The organism is Chitinophaga sp. W2I13, from assembly GCF_050434005.1.
In the GTDB taxonomy this organism is placed as follows: domain Bacteria; phylum Bacteroidota; class Bacteroidia; order Chitinophagales; family Chitinophagaceae; genus Chitinophaga.
On the sequence record NZ_JBNPWD010000001.1, the window covers coordinates 6,233,326 to 6,259,254 of the forward strand.

Annotated in this window: 21 protein-coding genes; 11 read left to right on the forward strand and 10 right to left on the reverse strand. The window is 47.9% G+C overall.

Translation table 11 applies throughout. The annotated features are described in order from the left end of the window. Window positions 1-6: 6 nt before the first annotated feature. From QFZ48_RS25465 to QFZ48_RS25495, 7 genes are read right to left on the reverse strand one after another with little or no spacing between them, the layout of a single operon-like run. The gene (locus tag QFZ48_RS25465; protein ID WP_429064366.1) at window positions 7-1,923 is read right to left on the reverse strand and encodes a beta-L-arabinofuranosidase domain-containing protein; all 1,917 of its coding nucleotides are present in this window, start codon (window positions 1,921-1,923) and stop codon (window positions 7-9) included. Then, window positions 1,920-3,794 (reverse strand): hypothetical protein, encoded by a 1,875-nt coding sequence (locus QFZ48_RS25470; protein ID WP_429064367.1) that lies wholly within the window; start codon window positions 3,792-3,794, stop codon window positions 1,920-1,922. Before QFZ48_RS25470 ends, QFZ48_RS25465 begins: the two co-directional genes overlap by 4 nt. Window positions 3,795-3,798: 4 nt before the next feature. Next, the gene (locus QFZ48_RS25475; RefSeq protein WP_429064369.1) at window positions 3,799-5,091 is read right to left on the reverse strand and encodes a hypothetical protein; all 1,293 of its coding nucleotides are present in this window, start codon (window positions 5,089-5,091) and stop codon (window positions 3,799-3,801) included. Further along, on the reverse strand, window positions 5,039-6,436 hold the full coding sequence (locus tag QFZ48_RS25480) for a glycoside hydrolase family 2 protein (RefSeq protein ID WP_429064371.1): 1,398 nt from the start codon (window positions 6,434-6,436) through the stop codon (window positions 5,039-5,041). Before QFZ48_RS25480 ends, QFZ48_RS25475 begins: the two co-directional genes overlap by 53 nt. Window positions 6,437-6,442: 6 nt before the next feature. After that, window positions 6,443-7,450: a DUF5017 domain-containing protein gene (locus QFZ48_RS25485; protein ID WP_429064374.1), complete on the reverse strand. Its 1,008-nt coding sequence runs from the start codon at window positions 7,448-7,450 to the stop codon at window positions 6,443-6,445. Between the two features lie 21 nt (window positions 7,451-7,471). Continuing rightward, on the reverse strand, window positions 7,472-9,373 hold the full coding sequence (locus QFZ48_RS25490; RefSeq protein WP_429064377.1) for a RagB/SusD family nutrient uptake outer membrane protein: 1,902 nt from the start codon (window positions 9,371-9,373) through the stop codon (window positions 7,472-7,474). A 21-nt stretch (window positions 9,374-9,394) separates the two neighbouring features. After that, entirely contained in the window at window positions 9,395-13,000 is a 3,606-nt protein-coding gene (locus QFZ48_RS25495) for a SusC/RagA family TonB-linked outer membrane protein (RefSeq protein WP_429048394.1), read from the reverse strand. A 159-nt stretch (window positions 13,001-13,159) separates the two neighbouring features. Between QFZ48_RS25495 and QFZ48_RS25500 the strand changes: the two genes are divergently transcribed. The 7 genes from QFZ48_RS25500 to QFZ48_RS25530 all read left to right on the forward strand — a co-directional run bounded on the left by QFZ48_RS25500 (window position 13,160) and on the right by QFZ48_RS25530 (window position 18,897). Continuing rightward, entirely contained in the window at window positions 13,160-13,705 is a 546-nt protein-coding gene (locus QFZ48_RS25500) for a GNAT family N-acetyltransferase (protein WP_429048392.1), read from the forward strand. Window positions 13,706-13,870: 165 nt separating this feature from the next. Beyond that, complete coding sequence (locus QFZ48_RS25505; protein ID WP_429064380.1) at window positions 13,871-14,386, forward strand: hypothetical protein; 516 nt, start codon at window positions 13,871-13,873, stop codon at window positions 14,384-14,386. A 40-nt stretch (window positions 14,387-14,426) separates the two neighbouring features. Then, complete coding sequence (locus QFZ48_RS25510; protein ID WP_429065556.1) at window positions 14,427-15,821, forward strand: alpha/beta hydrolase-fold protein; 1,395 nt, start codon at window positions 14,427-14,429, stop codon at window positions 15,819-15,821. 251 nt (window positions 15,822-16,072) lie between these two features. Next, window positions 16,073-16,459 (forward strand): VOC family protein, encoded by a 387-nt coding sequence (locus QFZ48_RS25515; protein WP_429048388.1) that lies wholly within the window; start codon window positions 16,073-16,075, stop codon window positions 16,457-16,459. Between the two features lie 56 nt (window positions 16,460-16,515). Next, window positions 16,516-17,373, forward strand: coding sequence for a serine hydrolase (locus QFZ48_RS25520; RefSeq protein WP_429048386.1), 858 nt, complete (start codon window positions 16,516-16,518; stop codon window positions 17,371-17,373). Between the two features lie 73 nt (window positions 17,374-17,446). Then, window positions 17,447-18,028, forward strand: coding sequence for a TetR/AcrR family transcriptional regulator (locus tag QFZ48_RS25525; RefSeq protein WP_429048385.1), 582 nt, complete (start codon window positions 17,447-17,449; stop codon window positions 18,026-18,028). A gap of 74 nt (window positions 18,029-18,102) precedes the next feature. After that, on the forward strand, window positions 18,103-18,897 hold the full coding sequence (locus QFZ48_RS25530) for an SDR family NAD(P)-dependent oxidoreductase (RefSeq protein WP_429048383.1): 795 nt from the start codon (window positions 18,103-18,105) through the stop codon (window positions 18,895-18,897). Between the two features lie 36 nt (window positions 18,898-18,933). On the opposite strand, the gene QFZ48_RS25535 is transcribed toward QFZ48_RS25530, so the two are convergent. Further along, complete coding sequence (locus QFZ48_RS25535) at window positions 18,934-19,398, reverse strand: NUDIX domain-containing protein (RefSeq protein ID WP_429064382.1); 465 nt, start codon at window positions 19,396-19,398, stop codon at window positions 18,934-18,936. A 152-nt stretch (window positions 19,399-19,550) separates the two neighbouring features. Here QFZ48_RS25535 and QFZ48_RS25540 point away from each other — a divergent pair, with 152 nt between their 5' ends. Next, the gene (locus QFZ48_RS25540; RefSeq protein ID WP_429048379.1) at window positions 19,551-20,663 is read left to right on the forward strand and encodes a glycoside hydrolase family 88/105 protein; all 1,113 of its coding nucleotides are present in this window, start codon (window positions 19,551-19,553) and stop codon (window positions 20,661-20,663) included. On the opposite strand, the gene QFZ48_RS25545 is transcribed toward QFZ48_RS25540, so the two are convergent. Together QFZ48_RS25545 and QFZ48_RS25550 are read right to left on the reverse strand one after the other, a co-directional pair. Continuing rightward, complete coding sequence (locus tag QFZ48_RS25545) at window positions 20,664-21,371, reverse strand: DUF6320 domain-containing protein (RefSeq protein WP_429064384.1); 708 nt, start codon at window positions 21,369-21,371, stop codon at window positions 20,664-20,666. After that, entirely contained in the window at window positions 21,368-22,645 is a 1,278-nt protein-coding gene (locus QFZ48_RS25550; RefSeq protein ID WP_429064386.1) for a hypothetical protein, read from the reverse strand. Before QFZ48_RS25550 ends, QFZ48_RS25545 begins: the two co-directional genes overlap by 4 nt. Window positions 22,646-22,709: 64 nt before the next feature. Here QFZ48_RS25550 and QFZ48_RS25555 point away from each other — a divergent pair, with 64 nt between their 5' ends. The 3 genes from QFZ48_RS25555 (at window position 22,710) to QFZ48_RS25565 (ending at window position 25,928) form a co-directional block, all read left to right on the forward strand. Further along, a complete protein-coding gene (locus tag QFZ48_RS25555; RefSeq protein ID WP_429064388.1) occupies window positions 22,710-23,600 on the forward strand; it encodes an alpha/beta hydrolase in 891 nt (296 codons plus the stop codon). Between the two features lie 102 nt (window positions 23,601-23,702). Continuing rightward, entirely contained in the window at window positions 23,703-24,971 is a 1,269-nt protein-coding gene (locus tag QFZ48_RS25560; protein WP_429064391.1) for a cation:dicarboxylate symporter family transporter, read from the forward strand. A gap of 450 nt (window positions 24,972-25,421) precedes the next feature. After that, complete coding sequence (locus QFZ48_RS25565; RefSeq protein ID WP_429048372.1) at window positions 25,422-25,928, forward strand: DinB family protein; 507 nt, start codon at window positions 25,422-25,424, stop codon at window positions 25,926-25,928. Window position 25,929: the final 1 nt, after the last annotated feature.

Genomic DNA, 25,929 nt, shown 5'->3' on the forward strand with positions numbered 1-25,929 from the left:
AATGTATTAAGGGATCACCGGGAATACTGTCATGCGTAGCCTGGTAATACCATAGGGCACCAGGGTGATGGTATCGGTAGTTGTTTCATAGTGGAAAGAACCGGGTTTGGGTAATGGGGGCGTGTAGCGGTTTTCTGATAAATGCCAGTCGTTAATTTTCCTGGCCGGTACCTTAATGGTAACAGCGGCGGCGTCAAAGGGATAAGTATTGTCCTGTTTTTCTGTTACCAGCCATTGTCCGGGACGTGCCAGCAGTGCGTAGTTCCAGTCACCCGCAGGACGGATGTCCAGCGCCGGGAAACCAGGATCTGCAGATTTTTTGCCGCCAAGGTTAGCGTAAGTGGCGGTATCTGTGGTTACTTTTTCGGGAATGGGATAAGCGTACAACAACGGGCCGCGTTCCACGGTAACGCCCCACTGGCCCCATTGTACCAGTTGCGGCGCCATAGGGAATTGTATGCTGATCCGGTCGTTGTTATGAAATTTCCGGTGCAGGGTTACAAAGGAGCCGGGCTTTAACGCGCCGTTGTATCGTTTTCCGTTGATGCTTACCATCGCTGATTGACACCAGCCAGGTATGCGGAAGGTAAAAGGCATAGTGATGTCCTGTTGCATCCGGAAGGTGAACTGCAACTGGTCAGAGAAAGGATATTGCGTGTTTTCGGTAATGCTGAGTTGCTGCCCTTTGTAGCGGAGCGTTTCAACAGAAGGCCCGTAAAGTGCTGCCACCGGGGCTCCTGTGGTATCACGCATCCACATCCGCGCGGCGTAGTTGGGCATAAAGCGATGTACGTTGCCGGCGCAGCATTCTGTTTCATGACAGGGCCAGTAAGCCATCCAGGTAGAGCCATGCGCAAATTTATTGTGGTTGGACTGCCCCGTAGCGATCACCTGGTTAACGCTGGAGAAGTACTGAAGATTTTTAAAATCTTTGGATACCGCACCTGGACCTGCATTGAAGATGGCCTTCTCCAGTTTATCGGCCCAGCGGCCGTCGCCGGTGGCCATCAGCAGGTAACCCACTGCCCAGGTATAGTCGGTGATATCGCAGGTTTCGTGGCTCTGTAACGGATCTTTCCCTGCCAGGAATTCGTTGGAGCTGGGGATGCCATCGGGTAACATATGATCGCGATCCAGTTTGTACATGGCATTCAGCGCTGCATCGAGATATACTTTTTTACCGGTGTAAGTATACAGGATGGGGGGCAGCTTAGCCATTTCCATATAGGTAACGCCATGCAGCACCAGCGTATCCGGCGAAGAAGCCGTTTGCATGTTCAGCTCAAAACCGCCTTTGGCATAAGCCGCTTCCGCAAGCGCCAGCAGTCGGGAATCATTTGTTTTGCCATACGTCCACAACATGCCTTCAATGTTTACAATGGCACGTTTGGCATTGCCAATTTCTTCGGGCGTATAGCTCAGGTAATGTTTATGCAGGGCAGCAATGATCCGCTGATCGCCGGTAGCTGCGTATTCGGCCTGTAACACCCGGAAATATACAGCGATAGGCCATTGGCTGGTGAACATCTCCGGACCCAGGCGGCCATTGGATTGTACGTGTGCCAGCGTGTAGTTAATACCGGCGCGGGCTTTATTCACCAGCGCTGTATCACGCAGTAAATAACCCAGCCGGAGTATACCATCGCTGTAGTAGGCAGTTTGTTCGTATCGCCACCAGTTGGCGCCGTGTTGTTCGCCTACCCGTTCTATAACGCCTGCCCACAGGGAGGAATTGAAGGGATACGATAATACTTCCGGATGCCCGGTAAGACCGCTCCGCTGCCGGAGCAGGAATTCTTTCAGCCATCCCTGCGTGCTAACATCAGTGATGGCCTGTTCCCTGAATATATCGAACCTGGCTTGCGCCATTGCGGGCATCACAAAATAGAGGGCAGCGCTGATCAGTAAGCATGCTTTTTTCATGTGTGTGGTCTTACGGAAATTTTTATATCGATATTATTCGTTTCAAAGAGTAACGGAACGGCTTCGAGCCCGGGTACAAAATTGAAAGCGCGGTCTGTTAATGCGCGGGTTGTTTTTATGGGCGCACTGGCGGTTATCTCCACAATACTACCCGCTTTGCGTATTTCCAGCTTATTTTCTGAAAGAAGTGTGACGGGTTCGCCGTGCATACTGATAACAGGCAAACTATAAACGGCCTTTTCATTTTTCGCAGTAGCGTGAATATGAAACACATCTTTCTCAAAAAGATAACTGATCGTACATTCCGGTGAAGCAGCCGGTAACTGGTTTTCATCTACCAGTAATGAACGGGTGTTGAAGGTTATCTGCCCGGTGTTTTCATGATATTCAACAGCGGCCTTCAGATCATTGGTGTGCCGGTACAGCTGTTCGCCGGCCATTATGGTAAAGCCAGGCGTAAAGCAAGCAGGCAACGGATCATTATCCCGCTGCATGTTGAAGCTCTCCACCATTTGATACCGGTTCATACTGGCCACAAGCAGGGGACCGGTATCCTCATGCCAGAGCATAGACAAAGCACCGCCGCTGGCATGACCGCCCTTCATAGAATATTCCTGGTCGTACCCCGTAATGGTGCCACGCCATTTATGCGTGGAGATCAGCCAGGTATTGATTTCAGGAAATGACTTCACCCCGTATATACGTTCCCGTGGGAGCGGGGCTGTAGTGCTTTTTATTGAAGGCGCCTGGATCAAAACGGTGGTCAATGCTTTACTGTGCGCCAGCGAATGGCTTACACAAGGCAATACCCCGTGTTGTACATAATGCGGCCCGCCATGCAATAATTTATTGTGCGTGCATTGCGCCAGCAGCCGGGTGTTTTGCAGGGCTGCTTTGTAAAATGCAGGGTCGCTGCCGGCCATCAGGGCATAGGCAGGCTGACAGCCATCGCTGGTTCTGCTGCCCCAATAGGTCCATTTAAAGTTCCTGGTTCCCCAGCTGTTGTCCCAGGCGCCGTCGGGCAGCATAAATTCCAGGTGTGCTTTTAAGGAGCGTGTCAACTGATCCAGCAGGGCGGTGTCATTCACCAATTTTGCATACAGCACAAAAGAGGGAAGCGACTCTTCCACGTTATAACCAAGGTCCACCGAATAACAGCCTTTTGCACTTTTCTCGGGCACCGGTTTTCCTTCCCCGTATATCAGGCCATTGGCAGTAAAGTAGGCGAGGCAATCCTTTGCCAGGCTTTTGCCCTTGGTAATAAAATGAGGTTGTTGGAGATAGGTACCTATCAGGCACAAAGCATAACTGCCGGCGATAGGGTAGTTGATATTACCGGTGTTCACAGTAAAGTTTTTATAGAGATAGTCACCTGCTTTTTGTAACCTGTTTTTCCATTGCTGTGCTGTGGGTTTGTTCAGTAAATGTTCAAAATGAATCAGCGCTTCCGCAAGACTGGTAGCGCCAAACACCGTAATGCCTTTCCAGTCGCTTACATTTACTTCGTTTACCCACGCGCCATCGGGCGTGCTTACCATATGTTCCATCCAGTTGTACAAACGGATAGCTGCATCTACATACTGTTGTTCTTTTCTTTTACTGGCAAGATATAATAACGGGAAGATGGCGTCACCGCAGCGGCCGTGTATGGTGGCGCAGGCGGGGCACAGAATGCCGCCATGCAATCCTTTTGCCTGCGGTTGATTTACCTGTAGCGCCAGTAAACTTTCACCCCATTGTTGCAGGAGCTGTTCACTCAGGGTTGCCAGTTCATCTTTATAAACACCCGCCCATGCAGTGATAGGCGGTAATAACAAACCTGTACTGCCAAACGTGGTTATTTTCAGGAATTCCCGTCTTGATGTAAACATGCTTTTATTTTTTGGGTGCGGTACTGTCGGGCCGCGGCAAATGGGTAATGGGCCAATGGTTCACCTGCGCGTTTTCATTCAGCGCAATGGCTGCATCGGGACTGTTGCTTTCTTTTATATTTACATTAAAGCCATCCACCAGTATCATTGGCTTGCTGCCCTGAAGGGCGGCCTCACTGGCTTCTACGGTAATTGTTTTTGTTTCATTGGGGCACAGGGAAACATAATTATCTGAATAAAAAACAGGCAACACCCTGTCGCCACCTTGCCGGTGAAGTTGCAGGTGCGTCATTACCGCGATATGAGCAGATGGATTATGCAGGCTTACATCCAGCAAACAGTTACCATGCACGCTGCGGCGTTTAACCGTTGCCGTGAGCGTAACCACTGGTATCTTTTCCAGGCCCGCCAGCTGGTCTGATCCCAACGGAAGCGTGTTCCAGTAGAAGTTATCGGAAAGCAGCGCGCCGTTGGCATCATGTAAAGTCAGTTTTACAAAGTGAACGGGCGACAAATCAGCGGGCCATTGCACCTGCCCGAGATCCGTTGCTACGGTGGGAAGGGCCGTAACATTATAATCCTGTTGCAGCACCGGCTTACCGTCTGCATTGAACAGGCTGAGATGTGCACGCGCATTTTTCAGCGCAGCCGGTCCGTTATTGATCACCTGTATATTTCCTTCTTTTTCGTTCAGTTGAATATGTACCGGTTCACAGGCCTTTTGAACGGCAAACAGCGCTGAATTAGGCTCCAGGTCGTGATGATAAAGCTGCCATACAAAACTGGGCTGCGCAGGATTGCTCATCCAGGTGATAACACCAGTAGCAGGGTTAAACATTTTTGCATTGCGGCCCTCATACATAGCGCGGAACGATTCATAATTGGCGAGTTGTGATTTTCTTACAAAGTCGGCCAGGTTGGCTACTTCACCAAACCGTTTGGCAATCATGTTCCGGTAGTATTTTGTGGCGAGGTCATGTTCGGCCCAGTTGTCGTTGATCACTTCCCAGTCCTGCTGCGGCATCATGCCCTGCACGGACTCCATTGTTGGAATAGAGAAACTGCCGATTTCCGTTTTGAAAGATTCAGTGAAAACATAATACTCCGCCGGTTTGCGGGTGTAGTAAGGCCCGCCGGAGTGTACGCCGCGCCCGGAGGTAGAACTGGGCTGGTACAGCCGCAAGGGCTCCAGTTCAGCCATCAGGCTGCGAAGTGAATCGTCTATTACTTTAGGCGGGTTGCCTTCATTGCGGGCGCACCAAAGGATAATAGAAGGATGATTGCGGAAACGCAGCATTTTCTCTCCGTACGTTGGCGAGGTACAAATTCACATCTGCGGGATCAGGTCCGTCGGAGGGGTTGGGCTGGAAAAATTCATCCCATACCATGAGGCCGTATTTATCGCAGAGGGCGTACAGGTCTTCGCTGGTGCTCTGGCCCACCCAGTTGCGGATGATATTGTAATGCGCCTGCTGATGCATGCGGATCTGTGTTTCCAGTCTCTCTTTTGGAATACGTTTCATCGCTTCATCCATACCCCAGTTGCCGCCTTTACAAAAAATCTTTACGCCATTCACGGAAATGGTGAGATCTTCTGAAGCCGGCGTGGTGTAACTGATTTCGCGGATGCCGAAATCCAATTGTTGTTCATCGGATATTTCTCCCCCGATGTTAAACTGTAGTTGCAGGGTATATAAATTTTGCGGACCGTAACCATTGGGCCACCAGAGTTTCGGCTGTTTTATTTTTAACTGCGGCAGTGTGGCGGGATCAAAGGTAATCCGCTGGCTGCTGTGTGGCGGCAATGCTACCGGCTTACTGAACACTACATTGCCAAAGGCGCCTTTCAGTATGCCTTCCTGCGGCTGGTCTGTTATATTTTCTACGGTAGCGGCTATTTTAACATCAGCGGTATTTAATGCGGGTAATGGAAGATCGGTAGTTACCAATGGATCTTTTACAAGTACAGGACCGGTGGCATCGAGATATACGGATTGCCAGATGCCGGTGTTCCGGTCGCGGATAGCGGGTATCCAGTCCCAGCCCATAGAGCAGAGGAACGTAGGACCATCCAGAGCGGTGATGCCACCGTTTCTGCCCATGCCTTGTGCAATGGTATGCTCGTGTGGCACACCCGGATTGGGTTGCGGGGATACCAATACAGCTATGGCGGCGGTTGCTCCGGGCTTTACGGCCGCTGTGATATCAAAGATGCCCCTTGCAAAGGCGCCACGTATCTCCCCGGTATATTTCCCGTTTACCCACACCTGCGCAGTGTAGTTAATACCGTTGAAGTGCAGCCAGCAGTTTTTGTTTTTGTAAGATGATGGTATGGTTATTTCTGTGCGGTACCACCAGTTGGTGCGGCAAAGGGAATCAGGAATCCTGTCGGGGCGGTTATTTTCGCCATATAACGGTTCCTGGTATACGTTGTTATGTACCAGCGTGGTGAGTACTGTTCCCGGTACCACGGCGGGATACCAGCCATTAGCGGAGAAGCCGGGTTGTGCTATTGCTGCGCCCGGCTGCGGTATTTTTGAAGCGTTCTGCAGCCACCAGCCACCGACCGGCATCACCTGGGCAAAGAGGATTTGCGAAAAGAGCAATAACGCCACCATGGCCGGAAGGAAAGATCGGTTCATATTTAATCAGGGTAGAATTTTTAATGTCAGCTGTTTAACCTGGCTTTTGCTGTCTTCCAGGCTGTTATTAGTGGCCACAAAGGTGACCTGGTAAGTGCCTGCTTTGTTAAAAACGTATTTGAAAGTGGCCGACTTCAACGCAACTTCATTCTGTATCACCATACCTATATCGGGTTTGGTGGTTTTTAAGTCGATGGATGAAGTAATCAGCCAGTCGTCGTTGTCTTCATTATCAATATTGGTACCGGGATTGAACGTAATGGGATAACCGGTCCTGATAGGAATGCCGTTGCTGTTCCGGACACTGTCGGCCGCGGAAACGTTCCAGGTGCCCACGTTCCAGGCGTTGAAGCCAGTGTAGTTATTCTCCGCTGTTCCCGGTTCACTGTTGTTAAGCAAACTGGCCTGTACCCAGCCGGTGTTGGCAAAATTTGTAAACAGGGGCGTGGTACTGCTGTCGGGTAATAAATTATAGAGGGAAAAGCTTTGGATAACCCATTTTCTTTGCGGCATCACACCGGTCTTTTTGTTCAGCACGCGGAAAGCGATGTTCACTTTATCTGCCTTATTAAAATCTGATATATCGATAGAATCAGAAGTTGTAAAACCGGTGGACAATGACTTCGGCCATTTGCTGTTGCGATTGGTAATATTTGTCCAGGTGGCTTTTGTGATATGTGCGGCATCATATCCTTCCAGGTTGGTGGAGATCAGCAGCTGCAGTGAATCCGGGCAAGGCTTTGGTGGTACAGGGCCTTGCTGCATGGATGTTTGGAACACGAGTTTTTCCACGCCGGGCATCAACTTCCTGTCACGGTTTTCATATGCTTTGCCGGTTTCGCCGGAAAAGAAAACAATGGCGCCGGCATTGCCGGAGAGATAAAAAGTAACAGTGTCGCCCGCCTGGTAGGCCAGCTGGTCGGTGTTTACGTTGAAGTCCGGCATGGTTGCTTCGTTTCTGCGGCAACCTGCAAACATAACAGCGGCGAGGAAATAATATATAATGGATCTCATACTATTTTGTTTAATAGGTTTTTATTGCCATCCGGGGTTTTGTGTTAATACCTGGTCCAGCACTATTTCATTGCCGGGGATTGGTAACAGTGAATACTTTTGCGGATCAACCAGGAAATTGGTCGCAGCCACACCAGCAGGCGTAACATAATTGGTAGGAGCGTAGTTGTCGTTGTTGGCAAGCACCTGTTGCATGGCCTGCGTCATTTTGCCCCAGCGTACCAGGTCCTGCCGGCGAACGCCTTCAAAGCAGAGTTCCCGGGAGCGTTCATCCATAATATCCTGCATGGTAAATGTGGTTACATCAAAGCCTGGCGCAGGCGTGTTAGGCGGATATCCGTATGCCCGTCTTCTTACCTGGTTATAATATTCCACGGCCGTAGTGCCTGCGCTGCCATTGGCTTTCAGCTCAGCTTCCGCTGCCATCAGCAGCACATCTGCGTAACGCACAATGGGGAAGTTGCAGGAAGTATTGTTTTGGAGGCGGCTGGGTGGCAGGTTAATTTCGTATTCCCTTCTCCATTTACCTACACAGCGGTCGTATGTTGTAGGATAACCCGCACCGCCGGATATTACATTGATAGCCGTTACCTTTCCACTACTCACGGTGGCAGTGGCTACTGCTTCATTAGGCGTGGTAACAGAGGGGTTGGTAGACGAATTGGTACCGTAAGCAGTAAAGCCGATGGTGGGAAGAGTCGTATAGCCGTTGCCGGGGTTGTCGATTACTACGGAAGTAATGGCGCCCTGTGCATCGGTGTAAGCAGTGGCCGCAGCGCCGGTACCCCCGCCACCGGTGATGTTCACGGTGAGCGTGTAGTAACGGGTGGTAGCAGCGCTTTTATACACATAAGGCGCAATGGCCCAATCCCTCCGCTGATCGCCGGAACCATAAAGATTGTATAAACCCGGAAATACCCGGTAAGTGCCGGGGGAGTACCCGTTCACACCCGAAATGCCCGCATCGGGGCAGTATACGCCCATTACTGCGCCCAGCTGCTGCGTAACAAGATACCCGGTGCCTGCATAGTTGCCGGTAACATTGGATTTGGATAAGAAAGCGGCGTCCCAGATGCTTTCCGAAGTGCCGTTATCATTCATGTTATTCTGCATCTTGTTGATGAAAATACGGGCATAGGCAGGGGTAGCGGGATAAAGCGGATGTGGTGAGCTGATTAAACTATGTACGTTTGAATTAATCAGCTTCTGCGCCCAGAACAGCGCATCTTTATAACGCGCCACTTCATTCATGGGATTGCCGGCCATAGAAAGATACACCCTTGCGAGAATGGCTTCCACGGCAGATTGTGTAACAATAGTGGGCGTGTTTACCTGCGACATTTTGGGCACCAGGCTGTCGGCTGCCACCATTTCTTTCACTATAAAAGCATAAATATCTTTTGATGGCGTACGCGGGAGATTGTAATTGGTGCCCAGGTCGGTAGCCAGCATTGTTTTAAGCGGCACGTCCCCGAAATGGGTCACCAGCAGGTAGAAATAATATGCCCGCAGGAACCTGGCCTGTCCTTTAATCTGCGAGCGTTTTGTTTCATCTATTTGTGGTTTGTCGGCCACATCGAGGATCACATTGGCATCTTCAATACCCTTGTATAAGCTCCGCCATAACAGCAAAACATTCTGTTCAGTGTTACTGATATGATAAAACTCCGTGAGCGTGGTGCTGTAACTGGCGTTGTTACGGAAGCTTTCATCCGCACCGGCATTGATATATCCCCATAAACCAAAACCATACATCGGGTCTTGCTGGAGGATATTGTACATCCCGGCCACTTGTTCATCCAGTTGCGCTTCGGTGGTAAATGTGATAGGGCGGAAGGTGACAGGATCCAGGCTTACATCCATCTTACAGGAAGCTGCCAGTATGCATATGAGTGGAAGTAGTAATTGCTGAAAAGTTTTCATAACAACATTTTAAACATGGAATCAGAATGTAGCCGTAATACCAAAGCTGAGTGTAAAGGCGCGTGGATAAGCCGTATAATCGAGTCCGCCGGATAAGGCGGAGTAACTACTGCTGGGTTGAAGAAACGTATAGCCGGTGCCGCTGGTAGCGGTAACGCCGGGAGTGTTTCCCGGTGCATTGGCAGGGTTTTGCACCCTGAAAGAGGAAACCTCCGGATCAATGCCGGAGTAATGGGTGATGGTGAAAATATTCTGCGCTGCCACATATGCTTTCAAACCTTTAAAGCCTGCACGGCGGATCAATTCGGGTGGCAGGTCGTAACCCAGCGAAATTGTTTTGAGCCGCAGGAAGGAGCCATCTTCTATGTAGCGGGAGGTTACCTTTGGCGTAGTGCTGCCCGCATCGCCCCGGTTGTTATATTTTGCCCTTGGCACATCGTTAGTTGGATTATCGGGTGTCCAACGGTTAGCATATTCTGCGAACTGGTTGCCGTTCGGGAAATAACCTCCGGTAGAAGCAAAGGCCATCCTGTTGGCGTTTAGTATTTCATTGCCATAGCTCCATTGCAGGAAAATATTCAGGTAGAAATTTTTATAGTTAAAATTATTGGAGAACCCGCCGGTATGAATAGGAAGGGGGCTGCCCAACGTAGTTTGATCGTTGGCATCTACTATGCCATCGCCATTAATATCTTTGTATTTTGGATCGCCCGGCTGAATACCGGTGGCATAGCCAGGTACACCGTTTTTCAGGATGTAGGCGCCATTCCCTTGTTTAACAAAATCATCATACTGGTAAACGCCGGCCCACTTATAACCATAGAACTGGGAGATGGGGGCGTCCACTTTTGCAATCCAGGCAGTGGTGCTGTTGCCGCCGGGCAGGTTATAACCTGTTTGCATTACTTCAAAGCCATCATAAAATTTATCAATCTTTCCTTTGTTAAAACTGATGTTGAAGCTACTGCTCCAGTTGAAATTTTTTCCTTTAACATTAATGGTGTTGATGGTTAGTTCAAAACCTTTGTTGGTAATTTCCCCGGTGTTCTGGTACTGGGTATTGAAAGACGTGATACTGTAACCCGCGAAGTAAGGGATTTGCACCAGCAGCAGGAAGTTCTTTGTTTTCCGGTTGTAATAATCTGCATCCACGGAGATCCGGTCATTGAAGAAGCTTAAATTCAACCCGAGATCCAGTTCTGTAGTGGTTTCCCAGGTGAGGTTGGCATTGCCGTTTCCAAATGGTACGGTGCCTCTCGTATAGGAATTGTTGAAAGGGTAGGCGAATTGCGTACCACCAGCGAGGGTAGCCAGGTAGCTGAAGTCTCCCACCTTGTTGTTGCCTACGCTGCCATAACTGGCCCTGAACTTACCATCATTCAGTATGGATCGCAAGCCTGCTGCGAAGGGCTCTTCTGTAAACCTCCAGGCAAAAGCGCCGGAAGGGAAGTAGCCCCATTGCTTGCCTGCCGCAAACTTTGAAGAACCATCGGACCGCGCAGTGGCGGTGAACAGGTATTTATCTTCAAAAGCATAGTTCAGCCGGCCTAAAAAAGAAAACAGCTGCCAGCGCGAGCCGCCGGCATTGGGAGATGCGGCGGTGCCGCCGCCTATGCTTTTAATGCCCAGGTATTCGGTCGACTGTGGCACATTAATGGATCTGAAACCGGTATAATTGTTCGTGGCGTATTGATAAGTGAAACCTGCCAGCGCATCAATCATATGTTTTTTCCCGATAGTAGTTTTGTAGTTGAGAATATTTTCACTGAGATAATTACTGTTCAGCTGATTGTTGATAGTGCCGTTAATACCATTCACATTGGGCACTGCGCCTGCTTTGTTCTTGAATAAATTTCCCTGTTGTGTTTGTGAGTTATAAAAGGTTTCCGATTTCAGGTTGGTGGCATTATAGCCGCCTGATATCTTCAGTCTGAATTTCTTCAGAAAAGTATATTCCAGGAAGGCATTAATAGTACCGGTGTTGTTGATGTTTTTCCGGTATTCATTCTGCGCCTGTAGCAGCGGGTTCACCAGGTTGTTTCCCAGGGTGGCATTGGAGGTGCCATTGTTGAAGTCTTCCAGCGCAAGACTGTCGATCACAGCGTTGAGCAGGTCCTGGTTACCTACGCCGGAAACGGGCCGGTATTGCCACATGCCCTGTACTACGCCGCCACTGAAAGATGCAGCGGGGATGGTGCCATAGGAAGAAGAATTGGAATACCCGGCGGTGATGCCCATCCGGAGATTTTTATTCAACCGTTGATCGAGCGTGAATTTGCCGTCATATCTTTTCAGGCCGGTATTGATAATGATTCCTTTCTGGTCGTAGTAGGAGCCACTGATGGAATACCGCGTGTCTGCGGTGCCTGCGCTGATATTCAGCGAATGGCTTTGGGTGAGTCCTGATTGCAGGAGGAGGTCCTGCCAGTCGTACCCGGGATTGTTTTTATAAGAGTCGAGCGTAATGCCTTTTGCAGGATCGAGGTAAATGCGTGCGTTGGTGTTAACGGGTGTGCCGGGCGTACTGGCCGCGCTGTCCAGTTCGAGCTGTAGTTTTACAAATTCGTAAGGACTAAGCATCTCCATTTTCTTCGTGATTTGCTGTATGCCCAGCGCATAGCTGTAAGTCACTCTTGGGGGACCTGGTTTTCCTCTTTTGGTGTTGATGATGATGACACCGTTGGCGCCTCTTGCGCCATAAATAGCAATAGAAGAAGCATCTTTCAATACTTCCAGGGAGGCGATATCATTGGGATTGATGGAATTGATATCCATATTTTCAATGGGGAAACCATCTATCACAAACAGGGGAGATCCGTCCTGGCTTACGGAGCTTCCTCTCACTACAATCCGGGAAGCAGCGCCTGGCTGTCCGTCGTTGGAGCTTACTTCCACGCCCGCAATGCGACCGGCCAGCGCCTGGTCAAAAGACGCTACGGGGGCTTTCTGCATATCCTCCACATTGGCTTTGCCCACTGAGCCCGTGAGGTCCCTGCGGGTGGTGGTGCCATATCCGATCACAATTACTTCATTGAGACCGCTGTTGGCAGGCTTTAGTTTTATGTCCTGGAAACGCATGTCTGTAAGTGGTACTTCCAGCGGTTCATAACCGACAAAGCCGATCTGTAAAATGCCGGCAGGTTCCGGCATGACGATGGAGAAGCTGCCGTTATCATCTGTCTGCGCCGCCGCGGTCGTATTTTTAATTCTCACGGATGCCCTGGCCAGGGGCTGGCCGGTGTCGTCTGTTACCCTGCCCTGCAGCTTTTCCTGTTTGGGGGAAGGAGCCGCAACATTGTCCTTTCTCTTCAGGATGATATAGGTATCGTTAAACGTCCACTCAATATTTTTATCTTTCAGCAGCGTATTAAGTACTGCCGGTAAATCGCTTTTGTTGAAGTCTACTTTTATTTTTTCCTTATCATTCAGGATAAGATTATTATAAAAAACAGTATAGCCGGTTTGCTGCCGGATGGCTTTGAATATATCTGCCAGGCTGATGGCGGCATTCCCGCTTTTCAGGGTTACCTGTTTTTGTCCCTGTGCAAAAACAACCGGCTGGTTAAGCCAAAAGAAGAGCACCAGTCCTTGCAGGAAAGGACTCCATTTGGGTGGAATTAGCTTCATAACGTAGCATTTGATATCTGTTAGAGACGTGATTTTATTTAAAACGGGTGAAGTGGGTCTGAGGAATCCTTCCGGGTCGCCATTTTTTCTGTTAGAAAATACAAAAAAATATAGGAGCCTATCTGTTATATTTACATACTGTAATATCTGAGTTTCAACATGAAAGTATTTCCTGAACTGTATACCAGTAGATTAAAACTGCGAAAAGTAGAAAGGGATGACCTGGGCGCCCTGTTAAAGTATGCCAATAACAAGAGGATCTCCGAAAACATATTAAATATCTCCTATCCTTATAAAGAGGAAGACGCTGCCTTTTGGATAGACCTTGCGCTAAAGGCATACGTGACCGGGGAACGGGTTGTTTTCGCGATTAATTTAAAAGAGCACAATGAATTCATTGGTGCAGTAGGATTGAGTATTGATACCCGTCATAACCATGCTGAAATGGGCTACTGGATCGGGGAACCATTCTGGGGAAAGGGACTCATGACGGAGGCGGTGAAGGAAGTCCTGAACTTTGGATTCAACACCTTGCACCTCCATAAAATTTATGCGACTGTTTTTCCAGATAACAGTGCATCAGAAAAGATTTTAATTAATAGCGGCCTGGTAAAAGAAGGGGAGCTGGTGGACCAATATAAAATTGGCGATGTTTATAAAACTGTTTTCCAATACCGGTTAATAAAGTATGAGTACGAAAAGTAAAGTGCATTCATAGTGCATGGCGAGTGCATGAGGAGTGCATTGGGAACAGTATTAATAGTGCATGGATTACCCATGGTATACCCATGGATGAGGTACCCGGGAAGTATTCATGATATAACAAGGATACCAGGCTTATATTGGACAGACAAACTTAAATTGCCTTTAATGACCCATTTCCCAATAGACTATTTCCAGGTTGTATTACAGGAAAACATTCCTTTAAGCGAGGATGAGATAAAACATATTGACAAACAACGAAGTGAATTCTTTAAAGACGCCCCAGGTATTTTGATGACCGCCACACTTTTTATAATGGCGATCGCTTATTACTTTATACAACACGAAATTAATCTACAATATTACCATTACATTTTGTTTGTTTTTGCAGGAATAGCAATGTTCGGTCTTTTTTATTTATTTGTTTGGCTAACGTTCAGGAGTTTTAAAAACGATTGGAAGAAAGATATTATAAACGGGAAAAACAAATTGTCGAGTGTAATTATCAGCCGTCACAAAACAGAAAATGACGAATATATTGTGACCTTTGCAGGGCGGCATAAAGGTGAGAAATTCAGCCTGCCGGTTAAGAAAGCGGACTACTATCATTACCCAATAGGCACAAAAGTGCTCGTTTCCTATTTAAAATATAGCAAAGAAGTACTTGAAATTACGGAATTATAGCAAAGTATCAGTGACAACTTTAAGCACAAAAAACAGGACGATGCGTTTATTTTTTTGTTTCTTATTTCTTGTTACAATTAGCGTTGAAGCCCAGCATACCACATCAACAAAGGATTCGATTTACTCGAATAGACTGGGTGAACTACGTAAAATTGAGATTATTTTACCGGACAATTACGCAGCAGACACTACTCATTATGATGTGTGGTACGTGATTGATGGGGAGTGGAATACGCATACGTTTACGAATATCTTCAATTTCCTGGTGGCGATAAAGTTCGCTCCGCAGGCGATCATTGTGAATGTCCCCAACCGTTATGTCAACGGTTTCAACCTGCGCGACCGCGATTTCACCCCTATCCAATCGAAAGATGTGGACAGCTCGGGTGGTGCGGACAAATTTCTTGCCTTCTTTGAAAAAGAGCTGATGCCCTATATTAATCGCAAGTATCGCGTGAGTAGCGAGAGCGGGTTGTTCGGTACATCATTGGGTGGGGTATTTGCTTTTTACACCCTGCTTCAGCGGCCGGACTTGTTCCGTTTCTATACGCTCGGCGACCCGGCTTTCCAGTTCGGCGACCGGTACCTCGTGCGGATGGCAGCGCAAAAACTAAAGTCGGTTCAATTCCGCAACACGGCGCTGAATATCGGCGGCCGCAGTGGTTTTTCCTACGGCGACATGGCGCGTGATGCAATGGACAGCATACTGAAAGCGAATGCACCTTCAGGGCTGCACTGGCACTCGGCGCTCTACGACAATGAAACGCATGGCTCGAGCGTGTTCAAATCGAACTATGATGGACTTAAATATGCTTACCTGGGGTATTACGTTCGCAACGCCCGTTATCAACCGACCGGCGGCATTGTGGTGAAGGGCCGGCCGATCCGCCTGTTTTTGCCAACTGATAACGCTGAGATCCGCTATACACAGGATGGTTCATTGCCCAACCGCAACAGTGCGCTGGTAGATGATCATTTGATCACAGATGATCCCTCAGGTATCCGGGCAATATCGTTTTCGCCGGGCGGGCGATACGATCATGAGCTGCCAATGAACCTGCGGACAGGTAACTATCTGACGCCCGAAAAAATGTTGCGTACCACCCGGCAATTGCCAAAGCTCGATCTGCAATCGAAACCTGTGGATGGGCAGCTGACCGGAGCCGTAGCTATTCCGCGTGATGGCTATTACGTATTTCAACTAACGCCTTCGGAAGGCACACAACTCTATCTTAATGATTCATTGCGGATTCAGTACAACCCGGCGGATGGTCATGCACGGCAAACGGTGATACTGCCACTGCGCAAAGGGAATTATATTTTAAAACTATTGCATCCCGCAAAAAAAGCGGATGATCCATCGCTGAACTTCGGACTCTATTACAGCGAAAACGGGCAGGACGACTGGTGGCGAAATCCGTTAGTGAAGTGGTGAGCACTACACGATCTCCCACCTGCCGGTTTTTTTTGCATGGTCGATCGCCTGTTGCCCCTGTTGGGTCATAGCGCCTTTTTCAATCATTTTCCCGGCCCCATAGTGAGTTGGTTTGTTTTAACAAAAGTAAAAGGGAGATATGACAACCCATGTCAGCAGGAAATACATTTTTTTAAAAGTCCCGGATGGAGGTTACATATTCTTTAGTATATTGACTATCGACTTCTTCTTTCACTTTTTTAATCGCACATATGAAAAAAGTAACGGGCCTTGGAGGCGTTTTTTTTAAATGCGCTAATCCACAGGAAATGAACGAATGGTATGCCAAAAACCTTGGATTGACTACCAGCGAATACGGGACTACGTTTGAGTGGCGGGAGGCCGATAATCCATCGAAGAAAGGATCTACCTCCTGGTGTGCGTTTCCGCAGGATACGGCATATTTTAAGCCGTCGGCCAAGCCGTTTATGATTAATTACCGGGTGGAAAATCTCGTTGCGCTGGTAGCGGAACTGAAAAAGGAAAACGTGACCATTGTGGATGAGATTGCGGAATATGATTATGGCAAATTCGTTCATGTGCTCGATCCGGAAGGCAATATTATTGAACTTTGGGAACCAAAAGAGGATTCAGAATAATATCTCCTATGAATACCGGCTCCCGTATTATAACTTAAAGCAAACATTCCTTATATATGCACAAATGGTTGCTGCTACTGCTATTGACTCCTGCACTTGCTTTTTCGCAGGAGGACCGTAAACTTGAAAAAGGATTGAGAAATATTATCACCGGGTTTCACGGCGATGTGGGAATTTACGTAAAGAACCTGAAAACCGGCCGTTATGCCGCTATCAATGCCGATACTATTTTCCCCACGGCCAGCATTGTGAAAATTCCTATCCTGGTGGGCATGTTTGACAAAATAGAGAAAGGGGAGCTGAAATATCATCAGCCGCTGGTTTACCGCGATTCCATTAAGTATGGCGGATCGGGCCTGATGCAGTTCTTTAAAGACAGCACTTCAACGGAGGTGAGTGTATTGCTGGCGCTGATGATGTCTTACAGCGATAATACCGCATCCATCTGGAACCAGTCGCTGGCAGGAGGGGGGCAACGCATTAATGAGCTGATGGAGCAGTACGGGCTTGCGGTTACGCGTGTAAATTCACGTACCCCTGGCCGTTCAGAGATCTGGAAAGTATACGGCTGGGGCATGACTACCCCCCGCGAAATGGCCACCCTGCTGGTGAAGATCCGTAATGGTGAGGTGATCAGCAAGGCCGCTTCCGAACGCATGTACCGGTTAATGACCCACGGGTATTATGATGAAACCGGGTTGTCGGCTATTCCGCCGTATGTACAGGCCGCCCATAAAACCGGTTCACTGGATGAGTCCAGGTCAGAAGTGATCCTGGTAAATGAACCGCGGGGGGAGTATGTGTTTTATGTGGGCACCAAAAATAATAAAGATCAGCGCTGGACAGACGATAACGAAGCACAGGTGCTGATCAAGAACGTTTCCGCCTACCTGTGGAAGTATTTCAAACACTAATCTTTTAAAGATAATTAAGACTGTTCCTGAAAAATATCTATTTTTGTAGTGATTAACACAAAATTTGTATTGTATGAGAGGACGGCCAGCCATATATGATAATAAGGATGTTGTAGAGAAGGCACAGAAAGTGTTTTGGACAAAGGGATATACCGCTACATCTCTGGAAGATATACTCACGGCTATGGGAATAGGCAGCGGAAGCTTTTATAATGCCTTTAAAGGAGGAAAGAAAGAGCTGTTCCAAAAAGCCATCCAACAGCGCAGGGAAGCATTTAAGGAGTTTGAAACAGCGCTTAATCAAAGTGATGCGCCAATGGAGCTGATCAAAGACTTCTTCCGCAGCATGGCCCGGGTCGACCGGGAAACGCATCTGCAGGGTTGCATCATCGTTAACACGGTTGTGGAAATGGCCGCTCTTGACAAAGAGCTGGAAGAAGAAGCGGTAACCATTCTGAAAGAAGTAGAACAACTATACACCAAAGCCATCCGCCGCGCGCAAAAGAATGGCACTATGAAAAATCAAACCGACCCCGTGATCCTGGGCCGCTACCTGGTTACACTCTGGAACGGGTTGAACGTTACCAGGCGTATGTATCCTGATAATAAAATCCTCCTCAAACAGATTGAAATGCAGCTGGAAATCCTCCGCTGATTTTTTTGCTGATTTTTGTAGTGATCAACACAGAATAAAATATTTCGCCATTAAAATAATATAACAGGACGCTCATGGATTTACAATTAACATCAAAAACGGCTTTTGTCAGCGGATCTACACAAGGTATCGGCTTTGCCATTGCCAGGTTATTACTGCTCGAAGGAGCGACGGTCATTATCAACGGAAGAACGCCTGAAAAGACAGCTGGGGCAGTGAACAGACTAAAGGAAGAAATACCGGAAGCTAAGGTATCCGGCATAGCAGCTGACTTTGCCAGCGCCGCGGAGGTGAACCGGTTGTTGGATACGCTTCCTGGTATTGATATTTTAATTAACAACGTAGGAATATTTGAACTAAAGGAGTTTGCGGATATCACGGACGAAGACTGGCAGAAAATTTTTGAGATAAATGTATTGAGTGGTATCCGGCTATCGCGGCAGCTGCTTCCCAAAATGCTGGAGCGTAACTGGGGCAGGATTGTTTTTATCAGCAGCGAATCCGGTATTCATATCCCGGGAAATATGATCCACTACGGTACCACTAAAACTGCCATGCTGTCGGTGAGCCGTGGACTTGCAGCGTTAACTAAAAACACCGGGGTTACGATAAACGCTATTCTTGGCGGGCCCACCTATTCCGAAGGTGTGGCGAACGCAGTGGAACAAATTGCAGGTGCGCAAAACCTGGGCGTGGAAGCAGTGAAAACAGGTATTATTAAAACAATGAATCCAACCTCCTTATTACAGCGGTTCATTGAGCCTTCCGAAATCGCCAGCCTGGTGGCTTATCTTTCCAGTCCTTTGTCGGTAGCCACCAACGGAGCTGCGCTCCGCGCAGATGGAGGTGTGCTCAATACCATTGTGTAGTATTAGCCGGGCCGGATGCGCCATCCGGCCCGGCTTTTATAAAGCTGTTAAGCCCAGTTGCAATACTTCTTCCAAAAACGCTACCTGTCTTTCATTGATCAGCTTTGCCGCCTCCTCCGGCGTAAACCAACCGGCTTTGTCTATTTCAGGATAGGTTTTATATTTCCCGCTTCTCGGCGGCCATTCTATTTCAAACGTATTGCTCACTATTTTCGCAGAATCCAGGTTACCGGATGCAGCCCAGCAGTGTACCTGCTTGCCACCCTTTTGGGTGATGGAAGTCAGCCGGGTGAAAGGAGCGGCCGGCGTGTACCCCGTTTCTTCTTCAAACTCCCGGATAGCCGTATTCAACGGATCTTCTCCCGGCATAATTTCTCCTTTGGGAACCGTCCACCAGCCGGCGTCTTTTTTTGCGAAAAAAGGGCCACCAGGGTGTACCAGGAAAAACTCAGGTCCGACCCTGGCAGCACGGATGAGTAAAATACCGGCGCTTTGTTTCATTCGGTGAAAGATTGTTGGTCTCCAAACTTACAACAATACCCATACCGGACCGCAAAAAAGTACCCGCAAAACTACGGGGTATTGTTTATAATTGTTAAATTGACAGTTATATACAGTAACCCATCAGAAGAATCTGAAATAAATTACCACGTATGAAAAGCCTGTTTATTACGCTATGTCTTATCAGCCAGCTGGCCTTTGCACAAAAGCTGCCGGCGAAAAAAGAGACCCTGGCGGCAATGCGCCTCACCAATCAATATTTTATGCAGAAATGGCCCGATCCGGGCAAGCCTACCTTTACCAATAAAGAACGTCCCTCTAATTTGTGGACCCGGGCGGTTTATTATGAAGGACTCATGGCGCTGTACAATATCGACAAGCAAGCCGCTTACTATGATTATGCCGTGGCCTGGGGCAATAGTCATCAGTGGGGACTTTGGGGCGGCACACAAGTACGGAATGCGGATAATCAATGCTGCGGACAAACCTACATAGACCTGTACCTCATCGATAAAAAAGAAGAACGCATCAGGGATATTAAAGCCGCCATGGATAATATGAAAGCCTCCCCGGAAGTGGACGACTGGTGGTGGATCGATGCGCTGCAGATGGCCATGCCCGTGTTCGCCAGGCTAGGCGTGATTTATAAAGATACCAGCTATTTTAACCGGATGTATACCATGTACGCCTACACGAAATATAATCACGGCGGTAAGGGTTTGTATAACCCGGCAGATCACCTGTGGTGGAGAGACAAAGATTTTGTGCCTCCCTATACTGCACCGAATGGGGAAGACTGCTACTGGAGCAGGGGCAATGGCTGGGTGGTAGCTGCACTGGTGCGCACGCTGGATTTGCTTCCCACCAGCGATCCGCATTACAAGGAATACCTGCAGGACTACCAGGATATGTTAAAAGCCCTGGTCCCCATCCAACGCCCGGATGGCTTCTGGAATGTAAGTTTGCATGATGCGGATAACTACGGCGGAATGGAATTGACCGGCACCTCGCTATTCGTATACGGAATGGCCTGGGGCATCAATCATCAACTGATCGATAAGAAAACCTATCTGCCTATAGTCCGGAAAGCATGGAATGCCCTCCTGGAAAACTGTATCGATAAAGATGGACGATTAGGCTATGTGCAGGGCACCGGTAAGGAACCTAAAGACGGACAGCCTGTTACCTTTGATAAAGTACCCGACTTCGAAGATTATGGATTAGGCTGTTTCCTGTTAGCGGGCAGTGAAGTTTACAAACTGTGATTACCGGTGAAAAGTTTTTTCAAGGCTTCTGCCTTTCTTTAACCCGAAGTGCAGAAATAATAAGGCAATAGCCACCAACAGCACGCACAAACAAACAATGAGGCTCCAGTCCAGGTGAATATTCCCGGTGTGGTACAGGGATAGTATGGCCTCTATAGCTATACATAATACCGCGCCGCCAATAAACGTATAGGCGATCAGGTTAACGCCTTTGGAAACCGAATGCCGGATGATGCTTAGCAAAACGGCGGTAATACCACTGGCTGTCAATAGAGCAGGAATCGCTATGGGGGCCGCCCAGCTGAGTCCACCGGTTAGCGCATCTAATAATAACATAAGCACGGACGAGGTGATAAATCCTCCCAGCATACGGGCCGTGCTGCTGCCTGACCAAAAGGCAAAGAAGGAAACATAGGCGAAAATAGTAAGACAAACAGCCACCGGGTATTCCGACCAGGAAACGGTTTTGTTGATAATAAGATTAATCAGCAACGCAGCTACAATAGAGGAAATCAGCACCAGGGATACAATTTCCCACACCAGTTTCTTTTGTTGCTTTGTCAGCGTTTCAGCCGGGGGTGCTATTATTTTCCTGCCGTTGTCAACTGTTTCCTGCTTTTCGCTGTTGGTACCTGCTCCGGCGCCGCATAGCGGGCATATCAGCATATCGTCTTCCAGTATTACGCCACAGTTATTACAATACTTCATGAGTTTATTATTTTAACAGCGATATCGTGCTGCGCCATAAATGTCAGGAAATGTCTTTCCAGTTCTTTTGAGGTGGTGATATTGCCAAAACTTAATACGAGGTTGTCGCCGAACCCGGCAACACCGCAATTTACCTTCAATACTTTATTGGGCGGAGGGGCAATAAATACAAACTGCTCAATCAGGTGATTGGCGTCTGGTCCGAGGTCTATCTTTCCCAGGTTGGTGACTACGCCACTATATTGTTTTGTACCAACAATATACAGCCTGGAAAGGAAAAGCGATTTCAGGAAAAGCGGGATATTTTTCACCAGCGTATTGCGTTCACCACCCACATTGCGGGAAATCATTTTATTGATCAGCTTCTGGTCGGTTTCCAGTTGCATCTGGTGATATACGGTTTTAACGATCTCCTCAAATGTATAATGTCCCAGCCTGAGATCGATTTGCGGAAGTACATACAATGAGAAGTTCCTCATCGACCGCGTGGGGTACAACTTACGTAGGTTCAGCGGAACTTCGATACGTAATATTTTCCTGTTGATATTCTTTTTTAAACGGGGTTGTTGTTCATGAATTTGCTGTAGTGCGTGAAGATAAACAGCGGTGAGATATACCGTGAGGCTCACTCCCAGCGCCTTTGCCTTTTTAGTAACCTGGGCTACGGGCATGATGGCGGTAAGCACACTGAACCTGGGTTTTCTTTTTAAAGAGAAGGGAACATGAAAGGCGCCGGGAGTTTTTATATGTGGCGCGTCTATTTTTTTAAAATACCTGCTATAGGCATCTTCGTATTCTTCCGGCGCCGGTGGTTGATCGGGATTGTAAAACACCGGTTTGTCTGCAAGTGGAATACAGCATTTTTCAAAATACACGAGTAATAATGTTTTCAGAAATTCAAACGCGCCGGTGCCGTCTGTCAGGATATGCGAAAATTCAACGCTGATCCTGTTTTTCTTTACCAGTATGCGAAACATCAGTTCCTTTTTCCGGAAGGCGCGGCAGGGTGTTTGCAGATCTGATTCTACGGGAACCGGGCCCTGTTGTTGTTCGAGGTAATACCAGAAGAACCCTGTTTTAAGCCTTACTTTGTAATAAGGGAACCGGTTTTCAATTTCGTGAACGGCTTCCAGCATAGCTTTTGCCTTTATCCGGTCTTTTAACACCACCGCTACGCGGAAAACGGAGGTAAGCTCGTTATCCTTAATAGCCGGATAAATTTTTGCTGCATTATCCAGGCGGAGCCAGAAATCGTTTGTCTGAATATTAGGCATACCTTACTGGTTGTAAATATTATGATGCGAGGCAGCACCGTTGTTATATTTAAAACAGATCAATTTGGCCAGTATACACAGCAAATTATTTGCCCTTTTTCTCCGGTTAATCGGGAAGAAGCACTTTCTAAAAACACTGCTGGCCGCAGGCAAGCAGAATTTTTACAGTAGTCCGGAGCCCACGGCTAAGGTCCACAAATTTTGCGTGGTAGCCAAACGGCAGCTAAACGGCCAGCCTGTTTTCACCCTGCAGTCCCGCACCGGGAAAGGGCGGAAGCATATACTGTATTTGCATGGAGGCGCTTATGTACAAAATTTTACATCGCACCATTGGTCTTTTATGGCCGAATTGGTAGCGGCCACGCATTGCACTATCTCAGCGCCGGATTACCCGCTGGCGCCTGACTTTACTTTTGAAGATACTTTTAAGATGGTGCTGGCCCTTTACAGGGAATTACTTGAAAAAGTAGCCAAAGAGGACCTGATCATCATGGGCGATTCTTCAGGAGGAGGGCTGGCACTGGCGCTATGCCAGTTATTGGTAAAGGAACAGTTGCCGCAGCCGGGACAGCTGATCCTGCTTTCGCCCTGGCTGGATATCAGTTTGAGTAACCCGGAGATACACGAAATCGTAACGCAGGATCCCTTTATGGGACTGGATGGACTTCTGCAGGCCGGCAGGATCTATGCGGGTAACGCACCGCTGGACCATTACCTGCTTAGCCCTATTTATGGCTCATTTAAGGGATTGGAAAACATCACTGTTTTTGCCGGATCCAGGGAAATACTGGTAGCCGATGCCCGTAAACTGAAAAAGATGATGGCCCCGGAAGTGTTGCAGTTTACGTATGTAGAATACCCCGGGATGGTACACGACTGGATGCTCATTAACTTACCTGAATCCAGGCAGGCACGTCAGCAAATTATTTCCGTTATTGAAACCGGTGGATTGTAAAGCTGCAACCGATCCCATAAAATAAATATATGACCCTTGCTGAAATAAGCGGCTAAAATTTCGTTACTTGACGGGGAATTTCAACGAAAACCGATAGAACCCATGCACGAAGACATTGCGTCGTATCAACCGGAAGTAGCCGTGAACCGGAGTTTGCACATCAGGATCTTTACCAATCTCACCTTTTGGGTGCTCATTGCCATTATCGCCGGCATATTATTAGGCACCCTGGCGCCGGCCACCGGTGTGAAGATGGAAATTATAGGAAAAACCTTTATCGATATTATCAAGCTGTTTATTGCACCCATTATATTCCTTACCATTGTTTTAGGGATCAGTGGAATGGAGAACCTGAAAAAAGTGGGTCGTATTGGTGTTAAATCACTGCTTTACTTTGAAGTAGTTTCCACCATATCCCTGGCCGCCGGCGTTTTGATGGCCTTATTGATCCGGCCGGGAAAAATTGATAAGTCGTCCCTGCAAATCGAAAATGCTTCCAAATACACTTCCGGTGCAGCAAAGAGTTTCGACTGGCTCACCTTCTTCCTGAATAACATGACGCTGCAGGTATTGGTGGCCGCCATCATCATCGGGGTATTGCTCAATTACTCGAAATACCGGCAGGTGATTATTAAGGCTCTGAGCAAACTTTCCAAACTGGTTTTCACAGCATTGAAATACGTGATGTACCTGGCTCCGCTGGGCGCTTTCGGGGGAATGGCCTACACCATTGGCAGGTTCGGTTTACATACGCTGGTGCCGCTGGCCAAATTGATGGGCACCGTATACCTCACGATGGCCGTTTTTATTTTCCTGGTGCTCGGTGGTATCCTGAAGTATTATAAAATGAGCATCTGGAGATTTCTGAAGTATATCAAAGAAGAACTGTTACTGGTACTTGGTACTTCCTCCTCAGAATCTGCGTTGCCTTCCATCATGCTGAAGCTGGAGAAGATGGGCTGCAGTAAATCCGTAGTGGGATTGGTAGTGCCAACCGGCTATTCCTTTAACCTGGACGGGACCTCTATTTACCTGTCGATGTCCGTTATTTTTATCGCGCAGCTGTATGATGTGCACCTGACTATCGGGGAAATTCTCACTATTATCGGAATATTGATGATCACCTCGAAAGGCGCCGCAGGCGTAACCGGCAGCGGCTTTATTGTACTGGCTTCAACACTCACCGCTATTCATAAAATTCCGGTAGAAGGTCTTGCTTTCCTGTTGGGGGTAGACAAGTTTATGAGTGAAGCACGTGCCATTACAAATATTATAGGGAACGGTGTTGCTACAATAGTAATTGCAAAAAGCGAAAAAGAATTTCATCCGCCGGCGGAAAAAGCGGGGGAGCATACGGGGGAAACATATTAAAAAGCAGCTGGCCCAATTTATGGCGCCGGCTGTTTTCATTTTTTACATCAACAATGCAAAATTCATTCGATAAAGCGCCATCCGCTGAATCAAATATCCTGATGCGGCAACGACCCCTGACATCAAATAGCCTCAGGGAGCGGATCTCAGCCTTTACCGGCTGGAAGTCTTGTCCGGGGTTGTCATTTACTGTTTGTACAAGGCTCTCCGTGCCATTGTTGCCTTCATAAAATGCGATCATACCCATTTGATAAATTTTGAGGGTGAATAGTAAATGTTTGAGGATCATCATACCAGCAATGAATGCTGGTCGGATACCAACTTAAGAAGAATGTTTAGTAATAAAAATATTATTAGTATTCCTAACAAAAAATTCATGTTTACATGTGTTTATTTTTTTGATAGAAATCACTTATTATCATTATTTTTAAGTTAAGTAATCGGATAGTAATGAAAAGAACTGAATGGTTCAACAGAACATTCCCTGTTATTGAAGACAACGGCCTGCTGCCTGCTATTATAGAACGGCTTAGCGGAACGCCTGCCCGCATAGAAGAGATCATCCGCACCACAGCTCCTGAATTACTCATTATAAAGCCAGGGGAGAAGTGGAGCATCAAGGAGGAAGCAGGACATCTTTCGGATATGGAACCGCTGTGGCTGGGTCGCCTGGAAGATCTTATCAACGGCGCCACAGAGCTGAGGGTAGCGGATTTAACTAACCAGAAAACACATGCTGCCAATCATAATGCAACACCCGCCAGCGTGTTGCTGCAACAGTTCCGTGGGCAGCGGCAACAGCTTGTCAGCAGGCTTTGGAGCCTGGAGGATGAGCACCTGGCAAAAACAGCGCTGCACCCACGCCTGAAAACGCCTATGCGGATCATTGATCTGGCCTATTTTGTGGCAGAGCATGATGATCATCATCTTGCAGGGATCAGGCAGTTGCTCGGATAAC

Excerpts from the sequence above, each read along its gene's own strand:
- QFZ48_RS25510 (WP_429065556.1), top strand. The coding sequence starts at position 14,427 with ATGCGTTTATTTTTTTGTTTCTTATTTCTTGTTACAATTAGCGTTGAA.
- QFZ48_RS25505 (WP_429064380.1), top strand. The coding sequence starts at position 13,871 with ATGACCCATTTCCCAATAGACTATTTCCAGGTTGTATTACAGGAAAAC.
- QFZ48_RS25500 (WP_429048392.1), top strand. The coding sequence starts at position 13,160 with ATGAAAGTATTTCCTGAACTGTATACCAGTAGATTAAAACTGCGAAAA.
- QFZ48_RS25550 (WP_429064386.1), bottom strand. The coding sequence starts at position 22,645 with ATGCCTAATATTCAGACAAACGATTTCTGGCTCCGCCTGGATAATGCA.
- QFZ48_RS25560 (WP_429064391.1), top strand. The coding sequence starts at position 23,703 with ATGCACGAAGACATTGCGTCGTATCAACCGGAAGTAGCCGTGAACCGG.
- QFZ48_RS25535 (WP_429064382.1), bottom strand. The coding sequence starts at position 19,398 with ATGAAACAAAGCGCCGGTATTTTACTCATCCGTGCTGCCAGGGTCGGA.
- QFZ48_RS25465 (WP_429064366.1), bottom strand. The coding sequence starts at position 1,923 with ATGAAAAAAGCATGCTTACTGATCAGCGCTGCCCTCTATTTTGTGATG.
- QFZ48_RS25515 (WP_429048388.1), top strand. The coding sequence starts at position 16,073 with ATGAAAAAAGTAACGGGCCTTGGAGGCGTTTTTTTTAAATGCGCTAAT.
- QFZ48_RS25485 (WP_429064374.1), bottom strand. The coding sequence starts at position 7,450 with ATGAGATCCATTATATATTATTTCCTCGCCGCTGTTATGTTTGCAGGT.
- QFZ48_RS25520 (WP_429048386.1), top strand. The coding sequence starts at position 16,516 with ATGCACAAATGGTTGCTGCTACTGCTATTGACTCCTGCACTTGCTTTT.
- QFZ48_RS25540 (WP_429048379.1), top strand. The coding sequence starts at position 19,551 with ATGAAAAGCCTGTTTATTACGCTATGTCTTATCAGCCAGCTGGCCTTT.
- QFZ48_RS25565 (WP_429048372.1), top strand. The coding sequence starts at position 25,422 with ATGAAAAGAACTGAATGGTTCAACAGAACATTCCCTGTTATTGAAGAC.
- QFZ48_RS25530 (WP_429048383.1), top strand. The coding sequence starts at position 18,103 with ATGGATTTACAATTAACATCAAAAACGGCTTTTGTCAGCGGATCTACA.
- QFZ48_RS25495 (WP_429048394.1), bottom strand. The coding sequence starts at position 13,000 with ATGAAGCTAATTCCACCCAAATGGAGTCCTTTCCTGCAAGGACTGGTG.
- QFZ48_RS25545 (WP_429064384.1), bottom strand. The coding sequence starts at position 21,371 with ATGAAGTATTGTAATAACTGTGGCGTAATACTGGAAGACGATATGCTG.
- QFZ48_RS25470 (WP_429064367.1), bottom strand. The coding sequence starts at position 3,794 with ATGTTTACATCAAGACGGGAATTCCTGAAAATAACCACGTTTGGCAGT.
- QFZ48_RS25490 (WP_429064377.1), bottom strand. The coding sequence starts at position 9,373 with ATGAAAACTTTTCAGCAATTACTACTTCCACTCATATGCATACTGGCA.
- QFZ48_RS25480 (WP_429064371.1), bottom strand. The coding sequence starts at position 6,436 with ATGAACCGATCTTTCCTTCCGGCCATGGTGGCGTTATTGCTCTTTTCG.
- QFZ48_RS25525 (WP_429048385.1), top strand. The coding sequence starts at position 17,447 with ATGAGAGGACGGCCAGCCATATATGATAATAAGGATGTTGTAGAGAAG.
- QFZ48_RS25475 (WP_429064369.1), bottom strand. The coding sequence starts at position 5,091 with ATGCTGCGTTTCCGCAATCATCCTTCTATTATCCTTTGGTGCGCCCGC.